Annotated in this window: 13 protein-coding genes; 6 read left to right on the top strand and 7 right to left on the bottom strand. The window is 73.7% G+C overall.

The genetic code is table 11. The annotated features are described in order from the left end of the window. Window positions 1–149: 149 nt before the first annotated feature. From tdh to ACFUC1_RS12755, 3 genes are read left to right on the top strand one after another with little or no spacing between them, the layout of a single operon-like run. Window positions 150–1,187: an L-threonine 3-dehydrogenase gene (gene tdh, locus ACFUC1_RS12765; RefSeq protein WP_379120257.1), complete on the top strand. Its 1,038-nt coding sequence runs from the start codon at window positions 150–152 to the stop codon at window positions 1,185–1,187. A gap of 11 nt (window positions 1,188–1,198) precedes the next feature. After that, entirely contained in the window at window positions 1,199–2,443 is a 1,245-nt protein-coding gene (locus ACFUC1_RS12760) for a glycine C-acetyltransferase (protein WP_379120255.1), read from the top strand. A 12-nt stretch (window positions 2,444–2,455) separates the two neighbouring features. Next, window positions 2,456–3,019, top strand: coding sequence for a dihydrofolate reductase family protein (locus ACFUC1_RS12755; RefSeq protein ID WP_379120253.1), 564 nt, complete (start codon window positions 2,456–2,458; stop codon window positions 3,017–3,019). 43 nt (window positions 3,020–3,062) lie between these two features. Here the strand turns inward: ACFUC1_RS12755 and ACFUC1_RS12750 are convergent, their stop codons facing one another. Genes ACFUC1_RS12750 through ACFUC1_RS12740 form a run of 3 tightly spaced genes read right to left on the bottom strand, consistent with a single transcriptional unit; the run spans window position 3,063 to window position 4,902 of the window. After that, on the bottom strand, window positions 3,063–3,524 hold the full coding sequence (locus ACFUC1_RS12750; protein ID WP_379120251.1) for an OsmC family protein: 462 nt from the start codon (window positions 3,522–3,524) through the stop codon (window positions 3,063–3,065). Continuing rightward, a complete protein-coding gene (locus ACFUC1_RS12745) occupies window positions 3,524–4,060 on the bottom strand; it encodes a DUF1697 domain-containing protein (protein ID WP_379120249.1) in 537 nt (178 codons plus the stop codon). The genes ACFUC1_RS12750 and ACFUC1_RS12745 overlap by 1 nt, the downstream gene beginning before the upstream one ends. Further along, window positions 4,060–4,902 carry a PhzF family phenazine biosynthesis protein gene (locus ACFUC1_RS12740; RefSeq protein ID WP_379120247.1) on the bottom strand — a complete coding sequence of 281 codons (843 nt, stop codon included), beginning with the start codon at window positions 4,900–4,902 and terminating at the stop codon, window positions 4,060–4,062. Before ACFUC1_RS12740 ends, ACFUC1_RS12745 begins: the two co-directional genes overlap by 1 nt. Window positions 4,903–4,932: 30 nt before the next feature. Between ACFUC1_RS12740 and ACFUC1_RS12735 the strand changes: the two genes are divergently transcribed. Further along, window positions 4,933–5,583, top strand: coding sequence for a histidine phosphatase family protein (locus ACFUC1_RS12735; RefSeq protein ID WP_379120245.1), 651 nt, complete (start codon window positions 4,933–4,935; stop codon window positions 5,581–5,583). On the opposite strand, the gene ACFUC1_RS12730 is transcribed toward ACFUC1_RS12735, so the two are convergent. The 3 genes from ACFUC1_RS12730 to ACFUC1_RS12720 are packed head-to-tail and all read right to left on the bottom strand — an operon-like array spanning window position 5,549 to window position 8,329. Further along, a complete protein-coding gene (locus tag ACFUC1_RS12730; protein WP_379120242.1) occupies window positions 5,549–6,175 on the bottom strand; it encodes an RES family NAD+ phosphorylase in 627 nt (208 codons plus the stop codon). The two genes, ACFUC1_RS12735 and ACFUC1_RS12730, sit on opposite strands and share 35 nt — an antisense overlap. A 1-nt stretch (window position 6,176) precedes the next feature. Beyond that, a complete protein-coding gene (locus ACFUC1_RS12725; protein ID WP_379120240.1) occupies window positions 6,177–6,794 on the bottom strand; it encodes a hypothetical protein in 618 nt (205 codons plus the stop codon). A gap of 53 nt (window positions 6,795–6,847) precedes the next feature. Further along, the gene (locus ACFUC1_RS12720) at window positions 6,848–8,329 is read right to left on the bottom strand and encodes a glutamate--cysteine ligase (protein ID WP_379120238.1); all 1,482 of its coding nucleotides are present in this window, start codon (window positions 8,327–8,329) and stop codon (window positions 6,848–6,850) included. A gap of 173 nt (window positions 8,330–8,502) precedes the next feature. On the opposite strand from ACFUC1_RS12720, the gene ACFUC1_RS12715 reads away from it, so the two are divergent. Then, window positions 8,503–9,720, top strand: a complete 1,218-nt coding sequence (locus tag ACFUC1_RS12715) for an exonuclease SbcCD subunit D (RefSeq protein ID WP_379120236.1) — start codon at window positions 8,503–8,505, stop codon at window positions 9,718–9,720. Beyond that, window positions 9,717–12,794 carry an AAA family ATPase gene (locus ACFUC1_RS12710; RefSeq protein WP_379120234.1) on the top strand — a complete coding sequence of 1,026 codons (3,078 nt, stop codon included), beginning with the start codon at window positions 9,717–9,719 and terminating at the stop codon, window positions 12,792–12,794. The genes ACFUC1_RS12715 and ACFUC1_RS12710 overlap by 4 nt, the downstream gene beginning before the upstream one ends. Window positions 12,795–12,907: 113 nt before the next feature. Here ACFUC1_RS12710 and gcvP read toward each other — a convergent pair whose 3' ends face one another. After that, on the bottom strand, window positions 12,908–15,790 hold the full coding sequence (gene gcvP / locus ACFUC1_RS12705) for an aminomethyl-transferring glycine dehydrogenase (protein ID WP_379120232.1): 2,883 nt from the start codon (window positions 15,788–15,790) through the stop codon (window positions 12,908–12,910). Window positions 15,791–15,806: the final 16 nt, after the last annotated feature.

Here is a 15,806-nt window from a genome sequence, read left to right as displayed (position 1 = left end):
GCGCATCCGGGCCACCGCCGGCCCGAGGGCCCGGGGGGGGGGGACGAGGGGGTGCACGCCGAGGTCGCGCGCCATGCCCTCAACTCACCCCCGCGGTGCCGGGCACCGCGGCATACAGGAGCTCCTGCGGGGGTCACTATGGTGGGCCCGTGCGCGCACTCGTGAAGACCCACGCCGGCCCCGGACTCGAGCTGTTGGACGTCCCCGAGCCGGTGGTGGGGGCGATGGACGTGAAGATCCGGGTGTTGCGGGCGGGGTTGTGCGGGACCGACCTGCACCTGGAGCAGTGGGACGACTGGGCGGCCTCGACGGTGAAGGCGCCGATGACGATCGGGCACGAGTTCTACGGCGAGGTCGTGGAGGTCGGTGAGGACGTCACGTCGGTGCGGGTGGGGCAGCGCGCCTCCGGTGAGGGGCACATCGTGTGCGGCACGTGCCGCAACTGCCGGGCCGGGCGGCGGCACATGTGCATCCACACGCAGGGCGTGGGGGTGAACCGGGACGGGGCGTTCGCGGACTTCGTGGTGATCCCGGCCTCGAACGTGTGGGTGCAGCCGGACGACCTGGACCCGGACCTGGGGGCGGTGTTCGACCCGTTCGGCAACGCGGTGCACACGGCGCTGCAGTTCCCGATGGCCGGTGAGGACGTGGTGATCACCGGGGCGGGGCCGATCGGGGTGATGGCCGCGGCGCTGGCCCGGCACGTGGGTGCCCGGCACGTGGTCGTGACCGACGTCAGCGACTACCGGCTGGGGCTGGCCAAGGACGCCGGCGCGGACCTGGTCGTCAACGCGGCTACGAGCAACCTGCGCGAGGCGATGGGTGAGCTCGGCATGCGGGAGGGCTTCGACGTGGGCCTGGAGATGTCGGGGGTGCCCTCCGCGGTGGAGGACATGCTGGCGAACATGAACCACGGCGGCCGGGTGGCGATGCTGGGGCTGCCCAAGGACCCGTTCGCGATCGACTGGGGCCGGGTGATCACGCACATGATCACGATCAAGGGCATCTACGGCCGGGAGATGTACGACACCTGGTACGCGATGAGCTCGATGCTGGGCAGCAGCGAGGTGCTGCGGGCGCGGGTCGCGTCGGTGATCACCCACCGCTTCGGCGCCGAGCAGTGGCAGGACGCGTTCGCCGCAGCCCGGTCCGGGCACTGCGGCAAGGTCATTCTGGACTGGAGCTGAAAGGAACCACCGTGTACGGCACCGTCAAGGAACAGCTGGCCGCGACCCTGGCCGAGATCGAGCAGGCCGGCCTGTACAAGCACGAGCGGCAGCTGGCCTCGCCGCAGTCCGCCCACATCCGCACCCAGACCACCGGCACCACCGGCGGGACCGGCGAGGGTGGGGGGGCGCAGGCGCAGGCGCTGAACTTCTGCGCGAACAACTACCTCGGCCTGGCCGACAACCCCGACGTCGAGGACGCCGCCGCCGCGGCCCTGCGCGAGTGGGGCTTCGGCATGGCCAGCGTCCGGTTCATCTGCGGCACCCAGGTCCTGCACAAGCAGCTCGAGGCGGCGCTGTCGGACTTCCTCGGCACCGACGACACGATCCTGTACTCCTCCTGCTTCGACGCCAACGGTGGCGTGTTCGAGGTGCTGTTCGGCCCGCAGGACGCGATCGTGTCCGACGAGCTCAACCACGCCTCGATCATCGACGGCATCCGCCTGTCCAAGGCGCAGCGGTACCGGTACCGCAACGCCGACATGGCCGACCTGCGCACCCAGCTGCAGGCCGCCCGCGACGCCGGCGCCCGGCGCACCGTCGTGGTCACCGACGGGGTGTTCTCGATGGACGGCTACCTCGCCCCGCTGGACCAGATCTGCGACCTCGCCGAGGAGTTCGGTGCCATGGTCCTGGTCGACGACTCCCACGCCGTGGGGTTCATCGGCGACGGCGGCCGCGGCACCCCCGAACGGTTCGGGGTCATGGACCGGGTCGACATCCTCACCGGCACCCTCGGCAAGGCCCTCGGCGGCGCGTCGGGCGGGTACGTCGCGGCCCACCAGGAGATCGTCGACCTGCTGCGCCAGCGCTCCCGCCCGTACCTGTTCTCCAACGCCGTCGCCCCCTCCATCGCCGCGGGCTCGCTCAAGGCCCTGCAGCTCGCAGCAGCCTCCAGCGACGCCCGGGCGCGGCTGCGCGACAACACCGCCCTGTTCCGACGGCTCATGACCGACGCCGGGTTCGACCTGCTGCCCGGGGAGCACCCCATCACCCCGGTCATGTTCCCCGGCGAGGACGGCGCCCGCCGCGCCGCCCGGATCGCCGACGCCATGCTCGCCCAGGGCGTCTACGTCATCGCCTTCTCCTACCCCGTCGTCCCCCAGGGCAAGGCACGCATCCGCGTCCAGCTCTCCGCCGCCCACACCGAGGACGACATCCGCACCTGCGTCCAGGCCTTCACCACCGCCCGCGACCAGGTCGACGGCAAGGGCTGAGGCGAGGCGCTCGTGGGCCGTCTGGTCTTCACCGCCATCTGCTCGCTCGACGGGTACGTCGTCGACTCCGGCGGCGACTTCACCTGGGCGGCCCCGGACGCCGGGGTGCACGCCCACGTCAACGACGAGGCGGCCCGCATCGGCACGTACCTGCTCGGCCGGCGGATGTGGGAGGTCCTGCGGTACTGGGACGGCCCGGGCGAGGACGACCGCGATCCGGTCACCCGGGACTACCGACGGCTGTGGCAGGGCGCAGACAAGGTGGTGTACTCCACGACCCTCGACGCCAGCGGTGACACGGCGCCGCGCACCCGCGTCGAGGCGACCTTCGACGCAGGGGCGGCCCGCCGGCTCGTGGACGCGTCAGCCTCGGACGTGAGCGTGGGCGGACCGACCCTCGCGGCCCGCGCGTTCGCTGCGGGACTGGTCGACGAGGTGGGGCTGTACCGCCACCCGGTCTGCGTGGGTGGCGGCACCGCGGCCCTCCCCGCCGGTCAGCGGCTCGACCTCGAGCTCGCCGAGGTGCGCACCTTCGCCAGCGGCGTGGTGTTCACCCGCCACCGGGTGCGGCACTGACGGCGTCCCACGGACCGCCCGCACCGACGGCACCGCTGACCACCTAGGAGTCGGCCAGGCCGGCGTCGATCGGCGTGCCGTGCGCGACCGTGCGGCTGACCGTGCAGAGCCGCTCCTCGGACATCTGGATCGCCTTGGGCAGCATCTCCCGGGCGCGGTCCCCGTCCGGCCCCTCGGGGAACGTCACGGCGAAGCGGACGGTGAGTCCCTCCATCCGGTTGGTCCCCTGCTCGTCGCGGATCTTGTCGCCCTCGGACGTCACGGTGAAGGTGACCGGCTCGGCGCGCTTGGCCGTGATGAAGTCGACGTCGACGGCCGAGCACCCGGCGATCGCGGTCAGGAGCAGCTCTACGGGCGTGAAGTCCGCGGAGTCGCCACCGCCGATCCGCAGGGTGCCCCCGCGCACGTTGGTCACGTCGAACACGCCCTTGGACACGCGCTCCATGCTCACGCTGCGGTGGCCCAGGCCCGTGCCACCGGTCTTCTCACTCGTCTCCTGCGCCATCAGGCACCCCATTTCTCCGCGATCGCCCGCACCACGGTCATGTTGCGGGCCGTTCCGTCCACTCCAGCGATCTTCTCCAGCAGGGCATTCCCGAGCTTCGCCTCGTGGAACGGACCACCGATCTCGAGCAGCACGTGCTTCCCCAGGACGAACGCGCGCTCCTTGCTCTCCTCCCACTCCTCCAGCCGCCTGCGCGCTGCAGCGGCGGGGGCGTCCGCGAGGAAGGAGACATAGCGCGAGGCCCCCTCCCACACCGCCGGTATGCCGTCGACCTCCTCGACGAGGGAGCGCACCTGCGTGCGCGTGCGGGCCATCGAGACGATGTCGAAGCCGGCGTGCGCGCTGAGGCACTCGCTGACCGCGGCCTCGACCTTGGCCGCGCTGCGCATCGTGGTCCCGAGCAGGAAGTTGCCCGTCTGGATGTGCGACTCGACGTCGGCGAAACCGCTCTGCGACAGGGCCTCCCGCGCCTCCGCCATGGTGAGCTTGCGCCTGCCGACGTTGACGGCGCGCAGGAAGACGACGAACTCGGGCATCAGAGCACGACCTCTCCCCCACCGACCTCGTGCACCAGCCCGCCCACGCGCACCGTGCCGTCCTCGTCGACCTGCAGCCGCAGCGTCGAGGGACGGGACACCTGCTCACCCTGGCTGACCTCCCAGGACCCGGACGCGCCCTGGGCGGCGAACCAGGCGCCGAGGTTGGAGCACGCCGAGCCGGTGGCCGGGTCCTCCGCCACCGAGGAGCCGTCGCTGAGCAGCGCCCGGGCGAGGATCCTGCCCGGGTCGGTCTGCGCCCACACGTAGACGAGCGCCTCCCCGCTGCGGCCCATCCCGGCATACGCGGGGAAGGCGGTGGGGACCACCCGCGCGCGCCGCACGACGTCCGCGTCGGCGACCGGGGCGATGACCTGCGTCGTTCCCACCGACACCTGCTGGGCGGTGGCGAGCACCTCCCCCGGGGCCAGCGAGAGGGCTGCCGCGAGGTCGTCGGCGTCGAGGTGCGCCTCGACCCGGCCGGGGTTGGCCGTCAGCGTCCAGGTGTCGCCGGCCGCCTCGACCGGGATGGTCCCGGCCGGCATCGAGAGGCCGAGGTGGTCGCCCCCGAGGCCGAGCGCCCGGGCCACGTGCGCCGTGCCGAGCGTCGGGTGCCCGGCGAAGGGCATCTCGTAGGCGGTCGTGAAGATCCGCACCCTCGCGTCGGCACCGTCGGCCGGGGGCACGAGGAACGTCGTCTCGGACAGGTTGAACTGGCGCGCCAGGGCCAGCATCTGGTCGTCCGACAGCCCGGAGCCGTCCTCGAAGACGCACAGCGGGTTGCCCGAGAACGGGTCCCCCTCCCGGGCGAACACGTTGAGCAGGCGGTACCGCAGTCGCATGGGGCCACTGTGTCAGAGAGACTGCGCGGTGTGACCACGCGACCGTCGAACCCGCCGACGCCTGAGGGCCGGCTCGTCCTGCTCCGCCACGGGGAGACCGAGTGGTCGAGGTCCGGCCAGCACACCGGGCGCACCGACATCCCGCTCACCGGGCACGGCGAGGAGCTGGCCCGGGCGTCGGGGCGCCTGCTGACGGGCTACCGGTTCGTGCTCGCCCTGACCTCGCCCCTGGAGCGGGCGCGCCGGACGGCGCAGCTCGCGGGCCTCCACCCGGAGGTGGACGACGACCTGCTCGAGTGGGACTACGGCGCCTACGAGGGCCTCACCACGCCGCAGATCCGCGAGCGCCTCGGCTACGACTGGAGCATCTTCGAGGACGGGGTCGTGCCCGGGGACACCCCGGGCGAGACGGTCGAGGAGGTCGCCGCGCGTGCCTCCCGCGTCGTCCGGCGGGCGGTCGCGGCCCTGCACGACGGCGACGTCGCGCTCGTCGGGCACGGCCACTGCCTGCGCGTGCTGGCGACGGTCTTCCTGCGACGGGAGCCGCGGATGGCGGCCCAGCTGCTGCTCGACGCGGGTTCGGTGAGCGTCCTGGAGTACGAGCGGGAGCAGCCGGCGATCCGGGTGTGGAACCACGGACCGGCCGTCAGGGCCGCGTCCGGGGAGCCCGCACCACGGTGATGTCGGCGAGCCGTGGCGGGGCCAGCGACACCGGGACCCCATCGACGGCGACGGCCTCCACCGGCGCGGGGTCGACCGGCCAGTCGGCCGCCCCGGCCGGGCCGAAGAGGCCCACGGCGCTCGCCTCCCCCGGCGTGAACCTCGGCCCGTAGGCCACCCCGCCCAGGCCCGCGTCGTCGAACGCGCGCGCCCACGCCTGCGGCACGGCATACGGCACCATGCTCTCCAGCTCGCGGGTGACCCCGAAGTCGCCGGCCTCGCGGGACTGCACGTCGGCCACCTCGACCGGCCCGGGGACGTGCAGGGTCGACACGAGCACCTCCTCGAGCAGGGACGCCGGGACTTCCCGCCGGCCGCCGAGGACGAGGCCGAGGCGCTCGCGCACGGCGCTGCACGGGTCGAGCGCCAGGTAGCAGGTGCCGCGCGGGGCGGCCAGGTCGAACCGCCCTCCCCCGTCGTTGCCGAACCACCACGGGCCCCGGTCGGCGCGGTGGGCACGGAAGAGCGCCGTCGCCCGGGTCAGACGGCGGGTGGGGAATCCCTCGAGCGACCCGGACGGTCGCCCCTGGGCCGGTCGTTGCCGGTCCGCCACGTCAGGCGGCCCACCGGGCGGCGTCCGCTGCCGCCGCCGAGGCGACCCGTGCGACCGCGGCGGCGGACGACCGGTGCACCACGAGGTAGTCGACCGCGCTCTCGCCGTCGAACACCTCGCTCGGGGTGGTCAGCCACGTGCCGGCCACCCAGCCGTCGACCCCGGCCCTCGTGAAGGCGCCGACCGCCTCCTGGACGCCCGGTCGCACCTGGCCGGTGCGCCCGAACTGCAGCGACGGGTAGACGAGGTGGCCGTCGGCCGTGCGACAGGCCAGCACCGTGCCGCGGCGGACGCGGTCGAAGAGCGCCTGTCGGGAGATGCCGAGCCACGCCACGAGACCCGTCGTGTCGTAGAACGGCCCGAGCGGCTGGTCCAACGGGTGCACCGTCGGCAGCGCCGCGACCATGCGGTCGGCGAGGTCCTCGACCTGGGCGAGGTCCAGGCGCCGCCCCTGCGCGACGAGCCCACGGGCCCGCTCCTCCACCCGGCGGCGGACCTCGGCCACGAGGGCGTCCACGGCCTCGGGGTCCACGGGCGCTTGGTCCACCGCGCCCGAGGTCGTCGGGTCCGTCCCGGGGCTCGGCCGGGTCGTCGTCCTGGGCATCAGCGCCTCGCTCATCGCGTCAAGGGTGTCAAGGTCTCGAGATCAGCGTACCCCCGGGCGCCGACGTGTCAGGGCAGCGGCCAGGTGTGGACCGGGTCGTTGCTGTGCATGTGCCCGGCATACACCCGCAGCATCTCGGCCAGCGCGCTCTGGCGGTCCATCCCCCGATCCTGCAGGCGGGCCACGGCGTCGGTCTGCCACGTGGCGCCGTTGGTCGAGGTCGTGCACCGGCCCTCGATCACGGACAGGTACCGGTCGCGCACCTTCTGCGAGACACCCCACTCCGTGAGGCCCTCGTGCGCCATCGGCAGCAGGTGGCGCAGGACCAGCTCCTCGGCGCGGACCTCGCCGAACCCCGGCCAGTAGAGCCGGGACTCGATGCCGTCTCGGGCCGCGCTGTGGAAGTTCTGCTCGGCGGCGGCGAAGCTCATCTTGGTCCACACGGGGCGGTCGTCGGAGGCGAGCTTGCGCATGACGCCGTAGTAGAAGGCCGCGTTGGCGAGCACGTCGACGAGGGTCGGGCCTGCGGGCAGCACCCGGTTCTCGACCCGCAGGTGGGGCGTGCCGTCGACGATGTCGTAGATCGGGCGGTTCCACCGGTAGACCGTGCCGTTGTGCAGCCGCAGCTCGGCGAGCGCGGGCGCCTCCCCCGCCTCCAGCTTGGCGACCGGGTCCTCGTCGGAGACCTCCGCCAGCAGTGCCGGGAAGTACCGCACGTTCTCCTCGAAGAGGTCGAAGATCGAGGTGATCCAGCGCTCGCCGAAGAAGACCCGCGGGCGCACGCCCTGGTTCTTCAGCTCGACGCTGCGCGTGTCGGTGGCCTGGCTGAACAGCTCGATGCGGGTCTCGGCGTGCAGCCGCTGGCCGAAGAAGAACGGGCTGTTGGCGGCCAGCGCGATCTGCGGGGCGACGAGCGCCTGGGCGGCATTCCAGTGGGCCGCGAAGTCCTGCGGAGACACCTGCAGGTGGAGCTGGACGCTGGTGCAGGCCGACTCGGGCGCGATCGAGTCGCAGTAGGTCGCCACCCGCTCCCCCGTCGGCCCCTCGATGTCGAGGTAGATGTCCTCGCCGCGGGCGTAGAAGATCGAGTCGTTGAGCGCGGTGTAGCGGTTGTTGGCACTGATCCACTCGCCCTCGAAGTGCTCGGGCATGATCGTGGGGAGGATGCCGACGGCGACGATGTGCGCACCACGCTTCTCCGCCGCCGCGCTGGCGGCGTTGAGCGAGGCCCGCATCTCCTCCTCCAGCTCCATGGCGGCGTCGCCGGGCAGCGGCCGGGGCGGGACGTTGAGCTCGATGTTGTAGCGGGCCAGCTCGGTCTGGTAGCCCGGGTCGGCGATCTCCTCGAGGACCTCGGCGTTGGCGAACTTGGGCCGGTAGTCCCCGTCGACGAGGTTGAGCTCGATCTCCATGCCGGTCGTCGGCCGCTCGAACTCGAAGACGCTCTGGGCCAGCATGCGCTCGAAGACGTCGAGGTTCTGGCGGACCTTCTCGCGGTAGCGCTGGCGCTGCTCTCGGCTGTAGCTCTGCGCCGTCACCTCTTCGCCCACTGCTGACCTCCTGTGCGGTGCGGCACGCGGTGCGTGCGGATGCGGCGTGGCGCCTCTGCTGACACGACCCAACCACAGGCGGCGCGGGCCTGCCACCACCGTGGGAGATCCCGTGGCGAGGCACGCCGAGGCGCCTCACCGATCGTGTCGGTGCCCTCTCCTAGCCTGCTCGTGTGCGGTTCCTCCACACCTCCGACTGGCACCTGGGGCGCTCGTTCCACCAGGTGGGGCTGCTCGACGCCCAGGCGGGGTTCGTGGACTCCCTCGTCGAGGTCGTGCGCACCGAGTCGGTCGACGCGGTGCTCGTCTCCGGCGACGTCTACGACCGGGCCATGCCGTCCCCCGACACGGTGCGCCTGCTGTCCGACGCGGTCACCCGCCTCGTCGACGCGGGGGCCCAGGTGGTGCTGTCCAGCGGCAACCACGACTCCGCCATCCGCCTCGGGTTCGCCAGCGACCTGCTGGCGCGCGCCGGCCTGCACATCCGCTCCTCGCTGGCGTCCCTCGGCACCCCCGTGGTCGTCGACGGCGTCGCGGTCTACCCGCTCCCCTACCTCGAGCCGTCCGTCGCCGCCGAGCCGCTGGGTGTGTCCGAGCGCACCCACGCCGGCGTGCTCGGCGCTGCGATGGACCGCGTTCGTGCGGACCTCGGGGCCCGGGGGCTGCCGGGCGTGGTGATGGCGCACGCCTTCGTCACCGGCGGCGCGACCAGCGACTCCGAGCGCGACATCTCCGTGGGTGGCGTCAGCGCGGTGCCGCCGTCCGTCTTCGAGGGTGTCGCGTATGCCGCGCTGGGCCACCTCCACGGGCGCCAGCACGTGGGCGAGACCGTGCGGTACAGCGGCTCCCCCGTGGCGCTGTCCTTCAGCGAGTGGCGCCACTCCAAGGGCTCGTGGCTCGTCGACCTCGACGCCGCCACCGGTGCCGTCGAGGTCGAGCACGTGGAGGCACCGGTCCACCGCGAGCTGGCCGTGCTGCGCGGTGACCTCGACGAGCTGCTGCTCGACCCGCGGCTCACCCCGGCCGAGCGCGCGTGGTGCCAGGTGACGCTCACCGACCCCGTGCGGCCGCTCGGCGCGATGGAGCAGCTCCGCCGCAGGTTCCCGCACACGCTCGTCCTGCAGTTCGACCCGCAGGGCGCGGCGGTCCCGGTCCGCAGCTACACCGAGCGCACCGCCGCCGAGGACCCCGTCGACGTGTGCTGCGACTTCCTGGGCCACGTCCGGGCCGGGGCGGCTGCGAGCGAGGACGAGCGCGCCCTGCTGCTCGAGGCCGTCGAGGCGGTCCGACTCGACCGGGGCCTGCGCGAGGACGAGGGCCGCGCCGACGTCGGGCGCCCCGCGGAGCAGTCCGGTGAGGGATCCGACGGCCGCCGGGCGGGTGCGGCGTGAGGCTGCACCGGCTCTCGGTCACGGCCTTCGGCCCGTTCGCGGGCACGGTCGAGGTGGACCTCGACGCCGTGTCCGAGGGCGGCCTGTTCCTGATCCGTGGGGCCACCGGCGCGGGCAAGACCAGCCTGCTCGATGCCATCGCCTTCGCCCTGTATGCCGACGTGCCCGGCGCCCGGAGCAAGAAGGGCCTGCACAGCGACCATGCCGAGCGGGGCGCCGTACCGCTCGTCGCGCTCGAGCTGACGGCCGGCGGGCGGCGCCTGCGCATCGAGCGGTCGCCGGAGTTCCGCCGGCCCAAGGCCCGTGGTCGCGGCGAGGTGTCGGTGCCTGCCAAGGCCACCCTGTACGAGCTGCGCGACGGCTCCTGGGAGGCGCTCAGCTCACGCCACGACGAGATCGCCGACGTCGTGGCCGACGTGCTGGGCATGGGCCTCGACCAGTTCAGCAAGGTGGTGCTGCTCCCCCAGGGCGACTTCGCCGCCTTCCTGCGCGCCACCCCCGAGGAGCGGCGGGGGTTGCTCGAGCGGCTGTTCGACGTCGCCGGGTACGTCGGCATCGAGGACTGGTTCGCCGACCAGCGCAAGGCGGCAGCCGGCACGGTCGACGCGGAGCGCTCCGCGCTGTCGGCCGCGCTGACCGTGCTGGGTGAGCACCTCGTCGGCGCGCCCGCCGAGGTCACCGCCGACCTCCCCGACTGGGGAGCCCTGTCGCCGGGCGAGCTCGAGGGGCCACTGCAGTCGCTCGAGGCTGCGGTCGAGGGCTGGGTCGCCACCTCGATGGCCGACCTCGACGCTGCGCGCATCGCCGGCGCCCGTGCCGTCACGGCCCACACGAGTGCTCAGGACCTCGCCCGGCTCCAGCAGCGCGGCGAGGCTGCCCGGCGCGAGCTGGACGCCCTCGAGGACGCTGCCGAGACGCACGAGCAGGCCACCGCTGCGCTCGAGGGCGCACTGCGGGCACGGGCGGTGTCCGGTGACCTCAACGCCCTCGCCCGAGCAGCGACGGCAGTGTCCGACGCCCGTGCCGCGCTCGAGTCGACCAGCGTGCCGGTCGCAGCCCTCGGGCTCGCCGACCGGTCGGAGGCCGCGCTGCGGCGCGCGCTCGACGAGCTCGGTGCCTGCGGCGACCCCCTCGTCGAGGCCGTGCACCACGCCGACGAGCTCGAGCAGGTCCGGGCCGAGCGCGGCGAGGTCGACTCCCGGCTCCAGCGCACCGCGGCACGCCTGGCCGAGCTGGCCGGTGAGCGCACCCGCGCGGCCGAGGGCCTGGCGACCGCGACCGCACGCGTCAGCGAGCTGGAGCAGGCCCGACTGGACCTGGGCCCGGCGCAGGCGAGGGCCGGCACCGCCCTCGAGGCACTTCGCAGGCGCCGGGCGTGCGACGACGCCAGCCTGCAGCTCACGGCGCTCCGGGACGCCCTGCGCGCGGCGCGCGACCACGAGCAGGCCCAGCGCGACACCTACCAGCAGCTCCGGGAGGCGCGGCTCGACGGGATCGCCGCCGAGCTCGCCGCGCGCCTCGTGGACGGCTCGGCCTGTCCGGTCTGCGGGTCCGAGCAGCACCCGGCCCCGGCCCGGTCGGCCGACCCCGTCAGTGCCGACGACGTCGACGCGGCCGAGGTCCGCTGGCGTGAGGCCGAGCAGGCGTCCACGGCCCTGCAGGTCCGCATCGCCTCGGTCGAGGCCGTGGCCGCCCAGCACACCGAGGCTCTCGCGGACCACCCCGGGACGGCCGAGGAGCTCGCAGCGGAGGCGACCCGCGCCGAGGAGGCGGTCGCCGCCCTGCGGGCGCGCGCGGCGGAGCTCGAGGCGGCGCGACGGCGCGTCACCACGGTGGAGCAGGAGGCCACCGCGCTGGGCGAGCAGGAGGCCCGGCTGCGCGAGGCAGAGTCCGCCGCGAGGGCATCCCTCACCGACCTGGACCGGCGCCTGTCCGCCGGCCTCGCGCGCTACCTCGAGGCCGTCGCTGACCACGACCGGCGCTGCCCGTGCTCGACGCCGGTCGGGAACGGCACGTCCGCCGCCCCGGGGGTGGACCGCGCGGCACTGACGGCCACCGTGACCACGCACCGCCGCGCGGTCGACGACCTGGCGGTCCACCTCGACGCCGTGACCCGGGTGCGCGAGCGGACGGCCGAGCACGCCGAGGTCTGCGCGTCCACGGCGTCGGCACTCACCGAGCACGGGTTCTCGGACGCCGACGCGGCCCGACGCGCGCTGCTCGACGCCGCCACGGTGGCCGAGCTCACCCAGGCCACCCGCAGCTACGAACGTCGCCTGGCAGTGGCCACGGCCACGCTCGCCGAGCCGGACGTCGCCGGCGCGCTGGAGCAGCCGTCACCCGACCTCGCCCGGCTCGAGGCTGAGCGTGCGACCGCCGCCGAGGCCCTGTCGGCAGCCACGTCCGCCGACACCCTGGCGCGAACCACCCTGGCCAACGTGCGCCGGGCCCGGGCGACAGTCACGGCGCACAGCGAGCTGCTGGGTGAGGCGGTGGTGCGCCACGAGGTGCTGCGCGACCTCGCCGACACGGTGGCCGGCCTCGGGCCCAACAACGCGCTGCGGATGCGCCTGTCCGCCTTCGTCCTCGCTGCGCGACTCGAGAAGGTCGCCACGCTGGCCAACGAGCGGCTCCGCGCGATGGGCGACGGCCGCTACCTCCTGCGGCACACCGACGGGCTCGCCGCCCGGGGCGCCCGCAGCGGCCTCGGCCTGGAGGTCCTCGACCAGTGGACCGGCCAGGCCCGCAGCACGACCTCGCTGTCCGGTGGCGAGTCGTTCATGGCCTCGCTCGCCCTGGCCCTCGGACTCGCCGACGCCGTGCGCGAGGAGTCCGGGGGCTTCGAGCTCCAGACGCTCTTCGTCGACGAGGGCTTCGGGACCCTCGACGACGACAGCCTCGAGCAGGTCATGGACGTGCTGGACGGGCTGCGCGAGGGCGGCCGGGCGGTCGGCGTCGTGAGCCACGTGGCCGAGCTCCGCACCCTCATCGCCCACCAGGTCGAGGTGGTCAAGACCGAGCGCGGGTCGACCGTGCACCTGCGCGGGACGGCGGACTCCGCCGCCGTCGCCTGAGGGCACCGCCCCGCCCCGCACGAGGCACCGCGAACGCACCGCGCCGACGCCACGGGTTGTGGCGACGGCGCGATCGGGTGCCGGCGTTCGGCGGTGCCCCTTTCCGGGGGCGGTCAGCCCTCGAAGGCCTCCGGCGATGGGCAGCTGCAGACGAGGTGGCGGTCGCCGTACGCACCGTCGATCCGGGCGACCGGCGGCCAGTACTTGTCCGCCGGCTCGACCCCGACCGGGAAGGCGGCGTCGGAGCGCTCGTAGGGGTACTCCCACTTGCCCGCCAGCGCCTTCGCGGTGTGCGGGGCGTTGCGCAGCATGCTGTCAGCCACGGCCACCTCCCCGGACTCGACCGCAGCGATCTCGTGCCGGATCGCGATCATCGCGTCGCAGAAGCGGTCGATCTCGTACCGGTCCTCGCTCTCGGTCGGCTCGACCATCAGTGTGCCGGCCACGGGGAACGACATCGTCGGGGCGTGGAAGCCGTAGTCGATGAGCCGCTTGGCCACGTCGTCGACCGTGACGCCGCTGCGCTTGGTCAGCTCGCGCAGGTCGAGGATGCACTCGTGCGCGACGATCCCGTCGTGCCCGGCATACAGCACCGGGTAGTGCTCACGCAGGCGGGCGGCGATGTAGTTGGCGTTGAGCACGGCGACCTGGGTCGCCCGCGTCAGGCCGGCCCCGCCCATGAGGCGGACGTACGCCCACGAGATCGGCAGGATGCTCGCGGAGCCGTAGGGTGCGGCCGAGATCGGGCCGACGCCAGACTCCGGGCCTGCCTCGGGGGCGAGCGGGTGGTTGGGAAGGTGCGGCGCGAGGTGCGACCGCACCGCCACCGGGCCCACGCCGGGGCCGCCGCCACCGTGCGGGATGCAGAAGGTCTTGTGCAGGTTGAGGTGCGACACGTCGGCGCCGAACTTGCCCGGCTTGGCCAGGCCGACGAGGGCGTTGAGGTTGGCGCCGTCGACGTACACCTGGCCGCCGGCGTCGTGGACCAGCCCGCACAGCTCGGTGATGGTGTCCTCGAACACCCCGTGGGTCGAGGGGTAGGTCACCATGATCGCCGCGAGGTCGTCCCGGTGCTGCTCGACCTTGGCGCGCAGGTCGTCCATGTCGATGTCACCGCCGGGCGCCGTCTTCACGACGACGACCTTCATGCCGGCCATGACCGCGCTGGCGGCGTTGGTGCCGTGGGCGCTGGCCGGGATGAGACAGATCCGGCGCTGCGACTGCCCGTTCGCCTCGTGGAACGCCGAGATCGCGAGCAGGCCCGCGAACTCGCCCTGCGAGCCGGCGTTCGGCTGCAGGGAGACCGCGTCGTACCCGGTGATCTCGCACAGCCACGCGGACAGGTCGGAGATGAGCTCGCGGATGCCGGTCGTCTGCGCGGCCGGCGCGAACGGGTGCAGGTCGGAGAACTCCGGCCAGGTCACGGCCACCATCTCGGTCGTCGCGTTGAGCTTCATCGTGCAGGATCCGAGCGGGATCATGCCGCGGTCGAGGGCGAAGTCGCGGTCGGAGAGGCGGCGCAGGTAGCGCAGCATCGACGTCTCGCTGTGGTGGGTGTTGAAGACCGGGTGCTCGAGGTAGCCGCTCTCGCGGACCAGGGCCGACGGCCACTGCGGTGCGGCCACGGTCACGGCCGAGGAACCGGTGACGCCGAAGGCACCCCACACGGCCTCGAGGTCACGCAGGTCGGTCGTCTCGTCGACGCTCACCGAGACGTGGTCGGCGTCGACGAGCCACAGGTTCACGCCCCGCTGGGCGGCCTCCTGCACGACCTCGTCGGCGCGACCGGGGACGGCCACCGTCACCGTGTCGAAGCAGGCGCTGGTGACGACCTCGATGCCACCGGCTGCCAGCCCCTCGGCAAGGGTGCGAGCGTGGGAGTGCACGCGGGTCGCGATCGCGGCCAGGCCCTTCGGGCCGTGGTACACGGCATACATCGACGCCATCACGGCGAGCAGCACCTGGGCGGTGCAGATGTTCGAGGTCGCCTTCTCGCGGCGGATGTGCTGCTCGCGGGTCTGCAGTGCGAGCCGGTATGCCGGTGCGCCCTCGGTGTCGACGCTGACGCCGACCAGGCGCCCGGGCAGGGACCGCTCGAGCCCGGCGCGCACGGACATGTAGCCGGCGTGCGGCCCGCCGAAGCCCATCGGCACGCCGAACCGCTGGCTGGTGCCGACGGCGACGTCGGCGCCCCACTCCCCCGGCGCCGTGGCCAGGGTGAGGGCGAGCAGGTCCGCGGCGGCGGTGACGAGGGCACCGGCCTCGTGGGCGGCGTCCGCCAGCGCCCTCCAGTCGCGCAGCTCCCCGTCGGCGCCCGGGTACTGCACCAGCACGCCGAACACGTCACGGTCGCCCGCGGCGGCCCGCAGCGCCTCGGCCGAGTCGACCCCGGCGAGGTCGGCGACGACGAGGTCGATGCCGAGCGGCGTCGCACGGGTCTGCATCACCGCGATCGTCTGGGGGAAGGCGTGCCGGTCCACGACCAGCACCGCATCGGCGGCGGCCTTGCTCGAGCGCCGCATCAGCGTCATGGCCTCGGCGGCGGCGGTGCCCTCGTCAAGCAGCGACGCCCCCGACGTGGTGAGGCCGGTCAGGTCGCTGACCACCGTCTGGAAGTTGAGCAGCGCCTCGAGCCGGCCCTGGGAGATCTCGGGCTGGTACGGCGTGTAGGCGGTGTACCAGGCAGGGTTCTCGAGCACGTTGCGCTGGATGACCGCGGGCGTGACCGTGCCGTAGTAGCCCAGGCCGATCATCGAGGTCAGCACGTGGTTGCGCCGGGCGAGTGCGCGCAGCTCCTCGACCACGGCCGCCTCGGACTCGGCCGCATCGACGCGCAGCGCGCCCTGGGACCGGATGGCACCGGGGATGGCGGCGTCGACCAGCGAGTCGAGCGAGTCGTGGCCGACGGTCGCCAGCATGGCGGCGACGTCGTCGGACGAGGGACCGATGTGGCGGCCGGCGAAGGCGGGCAGGTCGGCGGCGGGCTGCGCGGACATGAGGCTCCTGAACGGG

The sequence above is a fragment of the Pedococcus sp. NPDC057267 genome (assembly GCF_042668795.1).
Classification (GTDB): domain Bacteria; phylum Actinomycetota; class Actinomycetes; order Actinomycetales; family Dermatophilaceae; genus Pedococcus.
This window is presented reverse-complemented; position numbering and strand designations above follow the sequence as displayed.